General features: G+C 70.0%; 13 protein-coding genes and 1 pseudogene. 5 read left to right on the top strand and 9 right to left on the bottom strand.

Going from position 1 to position 12,935, the window contains the following annotated elements:
- Nucleotides 1-459 (top strand): annotated as a pseudogene (locus tag G6024_RS14595) (lycopene cyclase family protein); the annotation flags it as partial.
- On the opposite strand, the gene G6024_RS14590 reads toward G6024_RS14595, so the two are convergent.
- From G6024_RS14590 to G6024_RS14555, 8 genes are all read right to left on the bottom strand, one after another.
- Nucleotides 421-1,263 carry a DUF8692 domain-containing protein gene (locus G6024_RS14590; protein WP_235027928.1) on the bottom strand — a complete coding sequence of 281 codons (843 nt, stop codon included), beginning with the start codon at nt 1,261-1,263 and terminating at the stop codon, nt 421-423. The pseudogene G6024_RS14595 and the gene G6024_RS14590 sit on opposite strands and share 39 nt — an antisense overlap.
- 136 nt (nt 1,264-1,399) lie before the next feature.
- Nucleotides 1,400-1,858 (bottom strand): metal-sulfur cluster assembly factor, encoded by a 459-nt coding sequence (locus G6024_RS14585; protein WP_371517556.1) that lies wholly within the window; start codon nt 1,856-1,858, stop codon nt 1,400-1,402.
- 17 nt (nt 1,859-1,875) lie between these two features.
- Nucleotides 1,876-2,328 carry a Fe-S cluster assembly sulfur transfer protein SufU gene (sufU, locus tag G6024_RS14580; protein WP_120283272.1) on the bottom strand — a complete coding sequence of 151 codons (453 nt, stop codon included), beginning with the start codon at nt 2,326-2,328 and terminating at the stop codon, nt 1,876-1,878.
- On the bottom strand, nt 2,325-3,584 hold the full coding sequence (locus G6024_RS14575; protein WP_120283274.1) for a cysteine desulfurase: 1,260 nt from the start codon (nt 3,582-3,584) through the stop codon (nt 2,325-2,327). Before G6024_RS14575 ends, sufU begins: the two co-directional genes overlap by 4 nt.
- 18 nt (nt 3,585-3,602) lie before the next feature.
- A complete protein-coding gene (gene sufC / locus G6024_RS14570) occupies nt 3,603-4,373 on the bottom strand; it encodes a Fe-S cluster assembly ATPase SufC (RefSeq protein WP_067716304.1) in 771 nt (256 codons plus the stop codon).
- Between the two features lie 55 nt (nt 4,374-4,428).
- Nucleotides 4,429-5,637, bottom strand: a complete 1,209-nt coding sequence (gene sufD, locus G6024_RS14565; RefSeq protein ID WP_154827474.1) for a Fe-S cluster assembly protein SufD — start codon at nt 5,635-5,637, stop codon at nt 4,429-4,431.
- A gap of 5 nt (nt 5,638-5,642) precedes the next feature.
- Complete coding sequence (gene sufB, locus G6024_RS14560; RefSeq protein ID WP_119191701.1) at nt 5,643-7,094, bottom strand: Fe-S cluster assembly protein SufB; 1,452 nt, start codon at nt 7,092-7,094, stop codon at nt 5,643-5,645.
- Nucleotides 7,091-7,828, bottom strand: a complete 738-nt coding sequence (locus tag G6024_RS14555; protein ID WP_159149032.1) for a helix-turn-helix transcriptional regulator — start codon at nt 7,826-7,828, stop codon at nt 7,091-7,093. The genes sufB and G6024_RS14555 overlap by 4 nt, the downstream gene beginning before the upstream one ends.
- Before the next feature lie 156 nt (nt 7,829-7,984).
- Between G6024_RS14555 and mptB the strand changes: the two genes are divergently transcribed.
- Genes mptB through G6024_RS14535 form a run of 4 tightly spaced genes read left to right on the top strand, consistent with a single transcriptional unit; the run spans nt 7,985 to nt 12,342 of the window.
- Nucleotides 7,985-9,571, top strand: coding sequence for a polyprenol phosphomannose-dependent alpha 1,6 mannosyltransferase MptB (gene mptB, locus G6024_RS14550; protein WP_159149031.1), 1,587 nt, complete (start codon nt 7,985-7,987; stop codon nt 9,569-9,571).
- A 25-nt stretch (nt 9,572-9,596) separates the two neighbouring features.
- A complete protein-coding gene (locus G6024_RS14545; protein ID WP_096905450.1) occupies nt 9,597-10,532 on the top strand; it encodes an ABC transporter ATP-binding protein in 936 nt (311 codons plus the stop codon).
- Entirely contained in the window at nt 10,529-11,320 is a 792-nt protein-coding gene (locus tag G6024_RS14540) for an ABC transporter permease (RefSeq protein WP_120283288.1), read from the top strand. Before G6024_RS14545 ends, G6024_RS14540 begins: the two co-directional genes overlap by 4 nt.
- 38 nt (nt 11,321-11,358) lie before the next feature.
- The gene (locus G6024_RS14535; protein WP_159149030.1) at nt 11,359-12,342 is read left to right on the top strand and encodes a COX15/CtaA family protein; all 984 of its coding nucleotides are present in this window, start codon (nt 11,359-11,361) and stop codon (nt 12,340-12,342) included.
- Between the two features lie 162 nt (nt 12,343-12,504).
- On the opposite strand, the gene G6024_RS17090 is transcribed toward G6024_RS14535, so the two are convergent.
- A partial coding sequence (locus G6024_RS17090; protein ID WP_338122147.1) for a hypothetical protein occupies nt 12,505-12,935 on the bottom strand: 431 nt, incomplete at its 5' end.

The following is a 12,935-nucleotide window of genomic DNA, read 5'->3' as shown; positions in this document are numbered from 1 at the left end:
CCCGGGCTGCCGGAGGACCCGCGGGTCGAGGCGTTCGGGACCGCCGGTGGCCACGGGCACGCGGCGACGGGGTACTCGGTGGCGGCGATGTTGGCGGCGGTGCCGGCGGCGGTGCACGCGATCGAGGCGGGATACCCGTTGCCGGCACCGCGGTCGCCGCTGAGCACGGCCCTCCACGGTGTCGGACTGCGTGTCCTCCTGCGGGCCGATGACGGGACCCTGCGGGCGCTGTTCAACGCCTTCGGTCGACTCGACGGTCGCCGTCAGCGCTGGTTCCTCGACGCCGCCAGCCCCTCCTACCAGGTGGCCGCCGCCATGTGGGGCATGTGGTTCTCCATGCCCGCCCGGAACAAGTCCGGGATGGTCGCGGCGGTGCTGCGCCCGTCGGCTCGTACGTCGGGCGGGGGTGTACCGATCACCTCAGCCGGAACGCGGACGGTACCCGTCGAAGGTGAGTGACAGGCCGCCCGGACGCCGCGAGAGGTGGAACATGGTCGACAGTGCCACGGCCGCGACGGCCACGGCCACGAGTTCGAAGGTCTCCTCGATGTACATCAGGACGAGATAGGGCGTCGACATGCCGGCGTCCGCGCGGTGGACGAGACCGGTCAGGCTCTCGATGACGATCGCGCCGGTCAGGAAGACCACGGCCGAGAGGATCAGTGCGAGAACCACCCGACGCTTCAGCGCCAACACGAGGCGGATCAGCAGCGCTCCGACGACCAGCGCGATGATCGCGCCGGGGATCACCCAGTTGTAGAAGGTGTCGAACGGCAGGTACGGGGCCATCCTGTCCCCCACCACGAACAATCGCTCGTGCAGGGCGGAGGCCTCGTCCACCGAGGCGGTGACGCCGACCACGGCGAAGAGCCACCACGACTTCCAGAACCTGTCGGCGGTGAGAGCGGCGAGGGCGGCGAAGATACCGACGAGGAGCCAGATCGTCGAGGCGAACCACACCGCGATGTTGCCCTCGGCGCCGATGTCGAAGGCCGTCCACAGGAGGTTCCAGGTGTGCCAGGGCTGGTCGCTGCCCGTGCGGTGGACCATGAGGAGCAGGAAGCCGGACAGCGGCGCGAGCAGGATCGACGGGGGCAGCACGACCCACGCGGTCGCCTTGGTGAGACTCATCGTCCGGGCCCGGTCCTGAGAACCGGCCGCGGCGTCCGCCGCGCCGCGGTCCTCATCCGACGGGGTGTCGATCGGGCCACCGGAGGGTCCGCCGACCGGACGGTCTGACGGTCGGTCAGCGGGGCGAGACATGTATTCAGCGTAAACGGCCGGTGAACGGAACAGCCAATCAGGTCGTCTGGCCCCCAGCCGGAAGAACGACCCGGACACGAAGAGCGCCCGCCCCCTCTCGAGGGGGCGGGCGCTCTGTCGCGTGACCGGGGCGCGGCTACACCGTGAAGCCGATGGCGCGGAGCTGCTCGCGGCCGTCGTCGGTGATCATCTGCGGTCCCCACGGCGGCATCCAGACCCAGTTGAGCTCGAGGTCGTTGACGAGATCGGCGCCGATCGTCGCGCTGCGGGCCTGATCCTCGATGACGTCCGTCAGGGGGCAGGCCGCGGAGGTCAACGTCATGTCGACGCGGGCGATCGTCGAGCCCTCGGTCTCACCCGGGCGAACCCAGATGTCGTAGACCAGCCCGAGGTCGACCACGTTGATCCCGAGCTCGGGGTCGACCACGTCGCGCATGGCCTCCTCGAGGTCCGCGACGAGGGCCAGGTCCTCCTCGGACTGCTCCGGCCGGTTGGGGTCGGGGCGGAACTCGCCGTTGTAGACGGTTCCGGCCGGGGTGGCGTTCTCCTCGGTCGACGCGGACTCGTCGACCGACGGATCGTTGGCAGGGGTCATCTGCTCGGTCATGTCACTCACTCCTGATGGTGTTCGGTCTGTCGGCCGAGGGCGTCCTTGAACGCCATCCAGCCCAGCAGTGCGCACTTGACGCGCGCGGGGTACCTCGACACCCCGGCCAGCGCCACGGCATCGTCGAGGATCTCCTCGTCGCCCTCGTCCTGTCCGCGGGAGGAGATCATCGCCTGGAAGGCGTCGACCACCTCCAGCGACTCCGCCACGGGACGGCCGACCAGCAACTCGGCCATCATCGAGGTCGAGGCCTGGCTGATGGAACATCCCTGCGCGTCGTAGGACACGTCCTCCACGGTGGCGAGATCGTCGGACAACCGCAACCGCAGTGTCAGCTCGTCGCCACAAGTGGGATTGACGTGGTGCACCTCGGCGCCGAAGGGCTCCCGCAGTCCGCTGTGCTGCGGACGGCGGTAGTGGTCGAGGATGACCTCCTGGTACATCTGCTCGAGTTTCACGTGAGTGCCCCTTCCACTCCGAAGAACTGCTGGGCCCGGCGCAGGGACCTCGCGAGAGCCTCGACCTCGTCGAGGGTGTTGTACAGCGCGAACGAGGCCCGCACGGTGGACTGCACGCCGAGACGCCGGTGCAGCGGCCACGCGCAGTGGTGCCCCACTCTGACGGCCACACCGTCGTCGTCGAGCACCTGGCTCACGTCGTGGGCGTGGATGCCGTCCACGACGAAGGAGACGGCGCCGCCGCGCGAGACCATGTCCGTCGGGCCGACGATCCGGATCCCCGGGATCTGGCCGAGGGCGTCGAGCGCGGCCACGGTGAGGGACTCCTCGTGGCGGGCGATGGTCTCCATCCCGACCCGCTCGAGGTAGCGCACCGCCGCGGCGAGCCCGACCGCCTGGGACACCATGGGCACCCCGGCCTCGAATCGCTGGGGCGGGTCGGCGTAGGTCGTCTCCTCCATGGTGACGGTGGAGATCATCGACCCGCCGGTGAGGACCGGGGGCATGGCCCGCAGCAACTCGCGCCGGCCGTAGAGGACGCCGATGCCGGTGGGCCCGAGCATCTTATGGCCGGAGAACGCCGCGAAGTCGACGCCGAGGGCGTGGAAGTCCACCGCCATGTGCGGCACCGACTGGCAGGCGTCCAGCACGACGAGCGCGCCGACGGCCCGGGCGGACTCCACCACGCGGGCGACGTCCGTCACCGCGCCGGTGACGTTGGACTGGTGGGTCAGTGCGACGACCTTGACGGCGTCGGTGAGCTCGAGCGAGTCGAGGTCGATCCGACCGTCGTCGGTCATGCCGTACCAACGCAGCGTGGCGCCGGTGCGTCGGCATAGCTCCTGCCACGGCACGAGGTTCGCGTGGTGCTCGAGCTCGCTGATGACGACCTCGTCCCCGGGGCCCACCGCGTACTCGCCGAAGCGCTGGTCACCAAGGGCGAAGGCCACGAGGTTGAGCGCCTCGGTGGCGTTCTTGGTGAAGACCAGCTCGTCGACGTCGGCACCCACGAACCGCGCGATGTCGGCACGGGCGCCCTCGTAGGCGTCCGTCGCCTCCTCGGCGAGTTGGTGCGCACCGCGGTGGACCGCCGCGTTGGAGTGCAGCAGGAAGTCCCGCTCCGCGTCCAACACCTGCATCGGGCGCTGCGAGGTCGCCCCGGAGTCGAGGTAGACCAGGGGCTTTCCGTCACGGACCGTGCGCTGCAGGATCGGGAAATCCGAGCGCACGGCGGTGAGATCGAGGGTCGAGGTCATGTTCTCCCAGCTGTCCGGTCAGGCGTTCGCCGGCGTCAGGTACTTCTCGTACCCGTTCGCCTCGAGCTCGTCGGCCAGTTCTGCACCACCGGAGGCGGCGACGCGGCCGTCGACGAACACGTGGACCTTGTCGGGGGTGATGTACTTCAGGATGCGGGTGTAGTGCGTGATGAGGAGGATGCCGCCGTTCTCCTCCGCCTTGTAGCGGTTGACACCTTCGGAGACCACGCGAAGCGCGTCCACGTCGAGGCCGGAGTCGGTCTCGTCGAGCACGGCGATCTTCGGCTTGAGCAGGTCCAGCTGCAGGATCTCGTGACGCTTCTTCTCGCCGCCGGAGAATCCCTCGTTGACGCTGCGCTCGGAGAACGCCGGGTCGAAGTCGAGGTCGGACATGGCCTCCTTGACCTCCTTCACCCAGTGGCGGAGCTTGGGGGCCTCACCGCGGACGGCGGTGGCCGCGGAGCGCAGGAAGTTCGCGGTGGAGACCCCGGGGATCTCGGTCGGGTACTGCATGGCCAGGAACAGGCCGGCGCGGGCCCGCTCGTCGACCTCCATCGACAGGACGTCCTCGCCGTCGAGCGTCACGGTGCCGCCGGTGACCTCGTACTTGGGGTGGCCGGCGATGACGTAGGCGAGGGTGGACTTGCCGGAGCCGTTCGGCCCCATGATGGCGTGGGTCTGGCCCGACTCGATGGTCAGGTCGACTCCCTTGAGGATCTCGACGGTCTCGGGAGAGTCCTCGGTCGCGGCGACGCGGGCCGTGAGGCCCTTGATCTCGAGAGTGGTCATGGGTAGTGCTCGCAATCTGTGTGAGAAGTCGTGGGGGATGTACTGGCGGGGCTCGTCAGATGCCGGAGGACTCCAGCTCCAACTCGACGGCCTCGGTGATCCGCTCGCGCACCTCCGGAACGCCGATGCGGTTGATCACCTCGCCGAAGAACCCGCGGATCACGAGTCGCCGTGCGACGTCCTCGGGAATGCCCCGGGACATGAGGTAGAACAACTGCTCCTCGTCGAACCGTCCCACGGCGCTGGCGTGGCCCGCACCGGCGATCTCGCCGGTCTCGATCTCCAGGTTCGGGACCGAGTCGGCGCGGGCACCGTCGGTGAGTACAAGGTTGCGGTTCATCTCATACGTGTCGGTGCCCACGGCCCGGGCGCGGATCAGCACGTCACCGATCCACACGGTGTGTGCGTCCGGCAGGCTCGACTTGGCGTCGCCCTGCAGCGCACCCTTGTAGAGGATCCGCGAGGTGCAGTTGGGCTCCGAGTGGTCCACGAGAAGACGGTGCTCGAGGTGCTGCCCGTCGTCGGCGTAGTACAGGCCGTTGAGGGTGACCGTGCCGCCGGGGGCGGTGAACCGTGCGAACGGGGAGACGCGCACGAGCTCGCCACCGAACGTCACCGTCGTGTAGGTCAGTGTCGCGTCGCGGCCGACCTGCAGGTGGTGACCCGCGAGGTGCAGGGCGTCGTCGTCCCAGTCCTGGATGAGCACGATCTCGAGGTGGGCGGAGTCGCCGACGATGAACTCGACGTTCTCGGCGATCGTTCCGCCGCCACGCTGGTCCACGACGAACGTGGCGTTGGCGAACGCCTCGAGGCGGACCTGGGTGTGGCCGTAGGCCAGTTCGCCCTCGCCCGGGCCGTCGACGGTCACGTAGACGGGCTCGTCGATCACGGTCTCCTTGGCGACCGTGATGACGGTGGCCTCGGAGGCGGAGCTGAACGCCTGTGCGGCGACGCGGTCGCGGGGTGCCCCGGCCTCGCCGACGCGCTTGTCGTCCATGGCGACCGTCTCGACGGTCAGACCGTCGTGCTCGGCGACGGACGCCAGCAGGCGACCGGTCGCGGTGATGTTGGAGCCGTCGTGGATACCGCGCAGACGACGCAGCGGGGTGAACCGCCAGATCTCGTCCTTGTGGCTGGGTACCTCGAAGGCGCCCACGTCGAACGACGAGAACTGGTCGCCCTTGGTGGCGTCGACGGGGACGCCGTAGCGGTCCGTCAGGGGTGCCGGGGTGGACCCGGTCTCGGGTGCGGTGGTGTCGGTCATGGTGGTCAGCCCACCGATCCTTCCATCTGCAGTTCGATCAGGCGGTTGAGCTCGAGCGCGTACTCCATCGGGAGTTCCTTGGCGATCGGCTCGACGAAACCACGCACGATCATGGCCATCGCCTCGTCCTCGGCCAGGCCGCGGCTCATGAGGTAGAACAGCTGGTCCTGGCTCACCTTGGAGACCGTGGCCTCGTGCCCCAGCGTGACGTCATCCTCCCGGATGTCGATGTAGGGGTAGGTGTCGGACCGGCTGATGTTGTCGACCAGCAACGCGTCGCACTCGACGTTGGACTTCGAGCCCTTCGCGCCGGCGTTGATCTGGACCAGACCGCGGTACGCGGACCGCCCGCCGCCCCGAGCCACCGACTTGGAGACGATGTTCGAGGACGTGTTGGGCGCCAGGTGCAGCATCTTGGAACCGGTGTCCTGGTGCTGGCCCTCACCGGCGAACGCCACGGAGAGGACCTCGCCCTTGGCGTGCTCACCGGTCAGCCAGACCGCCGGGTACTTCATCGTCACCTTGGAGCCGATGTTGCCGTCGATCCACTCCATGGTGGCGCCCTCTTCGGCACGGGCACGCTTGGTGACGAGGTTGTAGACGTTGTTCGACCAGTTCTGGATGGTCGTGTAGCGGCACCGGCCGCCCTTCTTGACGACGATCTCGACGACCGCGGAGTGCAGGGAGTCCGACTTGTAGATCGGCGCGGTGCAGCCCTCGACGTAGTGGACGTAGGCGCCCTCGTCGACGATGATCAGCGTCCGCTCGAACTGGCCCATGTTCTCGGTGTTGATCCGGAAGTACGCCTGCAGCGGGATGTCCACCTGCACGCCCGGCGGGACGTAGATGAACGAGCCACCGGACCAGACGGCCGTGTTGAGGGCGGAGAACTTGTTGTCACCGGAGGGGATGACCGAGCCGAAGTACTCCTCGAAGTACTCGGGATGCTCCTTGAGCGCCGTGTCGGTGTCCATGAAGATGACACCCTGGCTCTCCAGGTCCTCACGGATCTGGTGGTAGACCACCTCGGACTCGTACTGCGCGGCGACGCCGGCCACGAGCCGCTGCTTCTCCGCCTCGGGGATGCCGAGCTTGTCGTAGGTGTTCTTGATGTCCTCGGGCAGGTCCTCCCAGCTGGTGGCCTGCTTCTCCGTGGAACGGACGAAGTACTTGATGTTGTCGAAGTCGATACCGGACAGATCCGAACCCCAGGTGGGCATCGGCTTCTTGTCGAAGATCTTCAGGGCCTTGAGCCGCTTGGAGAGCATCCAGTCGGATTCGCTCTTCTTGGCGGAGATGTCACGCACGACCGCCTCGGACAGGCCGCGCTGCGCGGTGGCACCGGCGTCGTCCGAGTCGTGCCAGCCGTAGTTGTACTGGCCGATGGAGGCGATTCGTTCCTCATCGGTGGTCGGCTCCGTGACGTCGGCCGTCACCTGATCGGGGGTGATGGTCATCGCACTGTCCTTTCGGCGGTCGGTGCCGACGCGGACGCGTCGGCCGGTGCAGGGATCGTGGCCGCGAGGTCACTCACGGTCACGGTCCCGGTCGGGATGTTGGTGGTGCAGGCGCAGTTTCCGCCCGCGATGGTGGCGAGCCGCTGGACGTGGGTGCCCACTATCTCGGACACCACCTCCTGCTCGGCAGCGCACAGTTCGGGGAACCGGGAGGCGACGTTCCACACCGGGCAGTGGTGCTGGCAGATCTGCAGGCCGGTGCCCGCCTCCTCTACGGAGGACGCGTAGCCGGCACCGGACAGCGCGGTGGTGATGTCCGTGGCGGCGCGCTCGACGTCGTGCGGGCCCTCGGCCGGACGGACGTGACCGATCACCGAGCGCACCCGCTCGCGGGCGAACTCCGTGACCGCGGCCGTGCCGCCGATTCGACGCAGGGCGGTCAGGGCCTCGACCGCCAGGTGGTCGTACCCGTGGCGGGCGGTGCTGCGACCGGAGACGGTCATCTGGAACGCCTTGGCCGGGCGACCGCGGGTTCCCGCCGGCCGCGAACGGACGGCCTCCACCTCGCCGGCCTCGACCAGATGGTCCAGGTGTCGCCGGACACCGGCGGCGGTGAGCCCCAGCTCGTGTCCGATCTCGACGGCGGTGAGTGCTCCGCGCTCCAACAGGAGTTCCCGGATCGACGAGCGGGTGTCGGGCCGCGTGCTGCTCTCGAACACGTGCTGCACGCTCATACGCCACTCCCTTCCGGTTATGCTCGGTGCGCCCGGTCGGGACGCACCTCCTGATATTACGCAACACTTCTGTTTCGGAAATATTCCCCCCACCCCCGGGAGCGCCGCCGGGGTGAGGTGTGCGACGACAGCGGCGGTGGAGGAAGGGTCGGGACTGTGGCACGCGATTACCCCAGGCGTGGTGCCGGGTCGGTCACCTCCCGCCTCCACGCGCAGGAACTGTCCACCGGGTCCCCGTTGTCCGCGGAGATGGCCCGCCTGCGCCGCATCCGTCTGATCGGCACCACCGCCGCCGTGGCGATGGCGATCGGGGCGCTCGGGGCCGGCGCGTTGCCCGTCCTGCAGAACCCGATCGCCGGCGAGCGACTGTTCGGCCTGTGGCTGCGCCTGCAGCAGTCCTCGATGACGGTCGTCATGGCGGGGATGGTCACGGTGACCCTGTGTTGGCTGCTGCTCGCCCCGTACGTGCTCGGGCGGGATCGGCGGGGCCGGATCAGTGGTCGGATCGACCGCGCGACGCTCGACCGGGTGATCGCGTCATGGGCGCTCCCCCTCGCGCTGGCGCCGCCGATGTTCAGCCGGGACGTCTACAGCTACCTGGCACAGGGAGCGATCGGCAACGAGCTCGACGATCCCTACGAACTCGGACCGGTCCCTGCACTGGGGACCTCCCACGCGCTCACCATCAACGTCCCGGACATCTGGCGCGATACGCCCAACCAGTACGGACCGCTGTTCCTGGGGGTGCAGAAGATCATCCACGGGCTCACCGGCGACGACGTGGTGGCCGGGACCATCCTGCACCGGGTCGTGGCCGTGATCGGGATCCTCATGCTGGGCTGGGCCGTCCCACGGCTCGCCGAGTACTGCGGCGTGTCCGACGTCGCCGCCCTCTGGCTGGCCGTGGCCAACCCCCTGGTCCTGTTCCACCTCGTCTCCGGCATCCACTCCGAGGCGCTGATGATGGGCCTGCTGGCGGTCGGACTGGTTCTGGCGCTCCGCGCGGTGGACGCCCCCGGATCCGGGTGGCGCACCACCTCGCTGTTCATCCTGGGCACCGTCCTGGTCACCGGGTCGGCCCTGGTCAAACTCCCCACCGTGGTGGCGTTGGGGTTCATCGGCATGGCCCTGGCGCGCCGGTGGGGTGCGAGCTGGTCCGCCACCCTGCGCGCGGCGTCGGTCATGGTGGCGGTGAGCGGTGTGACCACCGGGGCGGCGATGGTTGTCACCTCGTCCGGCCTCGGCTGGATCACCAAACTCGGGGCGGCCACCTCGCTGCGCAGCTGGCTCTCCCCGCCCACCGCGCTCGGTGTGATCGTCGGCGGGATCGGACAGTATCTCGGGCTCGGGGACCACACCGAACAGATCCTCGTCATGGTGCAGACCGCCGCCCTGGTCGCGGCCGGCGCGTTCACCGTCCGCATGCTGTTCGCGGTCCAGGCGGGTCGGATCAACCCGGTCGGCGGGCTGGGGGTGTCCATGGCCGCGATCGTCCTGTGTTTCCCCGTCGTGCAGCCCTGGTACGTCCTGTGGGCGCTGGTCCCGTTGGCCGCGTGGGCCTCACGGGTGGAATTCCGCCTCCCGGTGGTCGCCGTCAGCGCGGTGCTGGCCTGCTTCACCCTCCCGCCGGGTGCGGGACTGCCCCCGTTCGTGACCGTCCAGGCCTGGGCGGCGACCGTGGCGGTGGTCGCCGTCCTGCTCGTCGCACTGTTCCGGTGGCCGGGGCTGTTGCGCTTCCGCTAGCCGGACCGGCCTACACTCGGATCCCGTGACCTCTCCGACGGATACGCCCGCGCTGCACGTCGAGGGGCTCGTCAAGAGGTTCGGGGCGACCACCGCCGTCGCCGGCCTGGACCTGCGACTCGAGCGCGGGCAGGTCATGGCCCTGCTGGGACCCAACGGGGCGGGCAAGACCACCACGGTCGAGATCTGCGAGGGATTCGCCCGTCCCGACGCGGGCACCGTGCGGGTGCTGGGCCTGGACCCGGTCATCGATCGCCAGCGGGTCCGCAGCCGCATCGGGATGATGCTCCAGGGCGGCGGCTCCTACCCCGCCGCCAGGGTGGGCGAGATGCTCCGGCTGGTGGCGTCCTACTACGCCGATCCCCTCGATCCGGACTGGTTGCTGGGCGAACTCGGGCTCACCGAGCACGTCCGGACCCCGTACCGGCGCCTGTCCGGCGGCCAACAACAGCGGCTGTCCCTGGCGATCGCGGTCATCGGCCGGCCGGAGCTGGTCTTCCTCGACGAGCCGACCGCCGGCCTCGACGCCCAGTCACGCCGGGCCGTGTGGGACCTCGTACACGCGCTGCGTCGCGACGGCGCCGCGGTGCTGCTCACCACCCACCTCATGGACGAGGCGGCCTCGCTCGCCGACGAGGTCGTGATCGTCGACCACGGCCGACGCGTCGCCTCCGGGACGCCCGCCGAACTCGAACGCGCCGGGACCGCGGAGGGCGTCACCCTCGTCGTCGACGGCGAGGTGTCCCCGTCGCTGCTCGCCGGCGTTTTCGGTGGGGAGCACACGGTCGCGGCGGGGACCGCCGCCGGCGTCCTCGAGGTCCACGGCCCGGTCTCCCCCGAACTCATGACCGCCATGTGTGCAGCCCTCGAGCGTGCCGGCGTCCAACTCACCTCCCTGGCCACCCGCACCAGGAGTCTCGAGGAGGTCTTCCTCGACCTGACCGGACGGGAACTGCGATGACCCACACCCAGACCGGCGGCAACCGCTTCGCCCCCGGCACCTTCGCCCGCCCGTCGGCGCCGGCGTCCCCGGCCCGGATGACCGCCGCCCAGACCCGTATGGAGCTGGCCCTGTTCCTGCGCAACGGTGAACAGCTCCTCGTGGCCCTGGTCATCCCCGTCGCCATCCTCTTCGGCCTCACCGCGATCGACTTCGGTGCGGTACCGGATCCGCGGGTCGATCACGCGATCACCGCGGTACTGACCATCTCCGTCATGGGGACAGCCTTCACCGGCCAGGCGATCGCCGTGGGCTTCGACCGCCGGTACGGCGCCCTCAAACGTCTCGGGGGCACCCCCCTGCCGCCGGCGGTCATCATCCTCGGCAAGATCCTCGCGACGCTCGTGCTGGTGGCCGGCCAGGCGGTCGTCCTCGGCGTCATCGCGGCGCTGCTGGGATGGCGGCCCGAACTCCCGGGGCTGGCGCTGGGGGCGCTCGTGATCGCCCTGGGATCGGTGGCGTTCTCCGCCATGGGGCTCCTACTCGGGGGCACCCTGCGTGCGGAGATCGTCCTGGCCCTGGCCAACCTCATCTGGTTCGTCCTCATCGGGGGCGCCGGACTCGCGATCGGGGTGGTCGATCTCCCCTCCGCGGTGGCCGACCTCCTCGTCGTCGTCCCCTCCTACGCGCTGACCTCCGCGCTGGGCACGGCGCTCGCCGGTGGCGTCCCCGCCCTGGCCGCGCTGTCCCTGGTCCTCTGGACGGCCGTGTGCGGCGGATTTGCCGTGCGTCACTTCTCGTTCACCTGATAGCAGACCCCGGCGCGCCGCGGCCTAGAATCGGGGCCGTGACCTCGACATCGCACGCCCCGACCTCCGGAACCCCGGCCGCGAGCGACCCCGGGCGACCGACCGGACCGTTGTCCCGCCTGCCCGTTCCGTCGATCCGGGTCCAGAAGGGCGTCGCGCTCGCCAGCGTCATCGCCCAGATCGGCATCATGACCACCGGCGTCACCGTGCGCGTGACCGCCTCCGGTCTGGGTTGCGAGACCTGGCCGCAGTGCAACGAGGCCAGTTTCGTGCCCGTCCCCGGCGCCGCACCGGCGCTGCACCAGGCGGTCGAGTTCGGCAACCGCCTGCTCACCTTCGTCCTGGCGGCGGTCGCCGTGGCGCTGCTCCTCGCGGTGTACCGCGCCGGGCGCCGCCGCGGCCTCAAGGTCCTCGCCTGGGCCATGCCGGCGGGCATCCTCGCCCAGGCCGTGATCGGCGGGATCACCGTCCTGGCCGGCCTCGCGTGGTGGACCGTCGCGCTGCACCTGCTGCCCTCGATGATCCTCGCCTGGCTCGCCGCCGTCCTCTTCGTCCGCATCGGCGAGGCCGACACCGCGCCGCCCCGGCGGGTCATGCCCAAGCCGATGACGTGGCTGACCGTGCTGTCGGCCGTCCTGCTCACCGGCGTCCTCACCACCGGGACGATGGTGACAGGGGCCGGACCCCATGCCGGCGACGCGCGCATCACCGCGGCAGATCGACTCCAGATGCCCATCCAGTGGCTCGTCCACTTCCACGCCGAACTCATGGTGGGTTACGTCTGCCTGCTCATCGGGTTGCTGGCCGGGCTCGTCGCGCTGCGGACGGAGGGCCCCGCGATCCGGCGGAGCACGATCCTCATCGGACTCATCGCGGCGCAGGCGGTCATCGGGATCACCCAGTACCAGCTCGGGGTGCCCGAGCTACTGGTCGTGGCGCACGTGACCCTGGCGGGTGCGATCACCGCCGTCACCGGCGCCCTGTGGGCGGCGGGGGTCATCCGGGACCGCGTGCCGGCCTGACAGGGTCGCCGACCCCGGTAGGGTCGCGGGGTACGCGTCGCCTCTGTACGGGTGATGGCCCGGTGCGCGTCCTCTCCGGTCCCTTCGGGGCGCGCACCAGGCCGACCGAAGAAGCAACGGCGGCCCCGCCGATCGGCGGGGCCGCTGTTGTCGCGCGGGAGGTCAGACCAGGGAGCCCGATCCGGCCATGCGCTTCCAGTGTCCGGCGGGGACATCGGTACGCGAGACCAGCTCGCGCGTCCAGTCCGATCCGGTGAGGCCGGAGATCCCGTCGCGGACCGCCTCGGCCTGCGACAGGCTGTCGACCATCGTGTCCCCCAGCACGCCGTCGGCGCCGACCAGGGTGACGCGGACCCCGCAGCGGCCCACGGGCTGGAGGACGACGTCCGCCGCGCCGCCGTGCCGGGACAGGAACTTCTCGACGAACTTCACCGTCTTGGCCGGTGGGGTGGGACCCGCCGGCACCGGCGCCGCTTCGATCTTCTCGGCGGGTGCCTTCTCGGTCGGCTGGACCTCCGCGGCGGCCGGCTTCTCCGACTCCTGCGCCGCGGGCTCGTCGGCCGGGGGCACCGCCGCCGGCTGGGACGCGGCCG

The sequence above is a fragment of the Dietzia maris genome (genome assembly GCF_014144855.1).
GTDB classification, from domain to species: domain Bacteria; phylum Actinomycetota; class Actinomycetes; order Mycobacteriales; family Mycobacteriaceae; genus Dietzia; species Dietzia kunjamensis.
This window is presented reverse-complemented; position numbering and strand designations above follow the sequence as displayed.

Coding starts and splice junctions, on each gene's coding strand:
- G6024_RS14590 (WP_235027928.1), bottom strand. CDS start 1,263: ATGTCTCGCCCCGCTGACCGACCGTCAGACCGTCCGGTCGGCGGACCC.
- G6024_RS14585 (WP_371517556.1), bottom strand. CDS start 1,858: ATGACCCCTGCCAACGATCCGTCGGTCGACGAGTCCGCGTCGACCGAG.
- G6024_RS14575 (WP_120283274.1), bottom strand. CDS start 3,584: ATGACCTCGACCCTCGATCTCACCGCCGTGCGCTCGGATTTCCCGATC.
- sufC (WP_067716304.1), bottom strand. CDS start 4,373: ATGACCACTCTCGAGATCAAGGGCCTCACGGCCCGCGTCGCCGCGACC.
- sufD (WP_154827474.1), bottom strand. CDS start 5,637: ATGACCGACACCACCGCACCCGAGACCGGGTCCACCCCGGCACCCCTG.
- sufB (WP_119191701.1), bottom strand. CDS start 7,094: ATGACCATCACCCCCGATCAGGTGACGGCCGACGTCACGGAGCCGACC.
- G6024_RS14555 (WP_159149032.1), bottom strand. CDS start 7,828: ATGAGCGTGCAGCACGTGTTCGAGAGCAGCACGCGGCCCGACACCCGC.
- G6024_RS14540 (WP_120283288.1), top strand. CDS start 10,529: ATGACCCACACCCAGACCGGCGGCAACCGCTTCGCCCCCGGCACCTTC.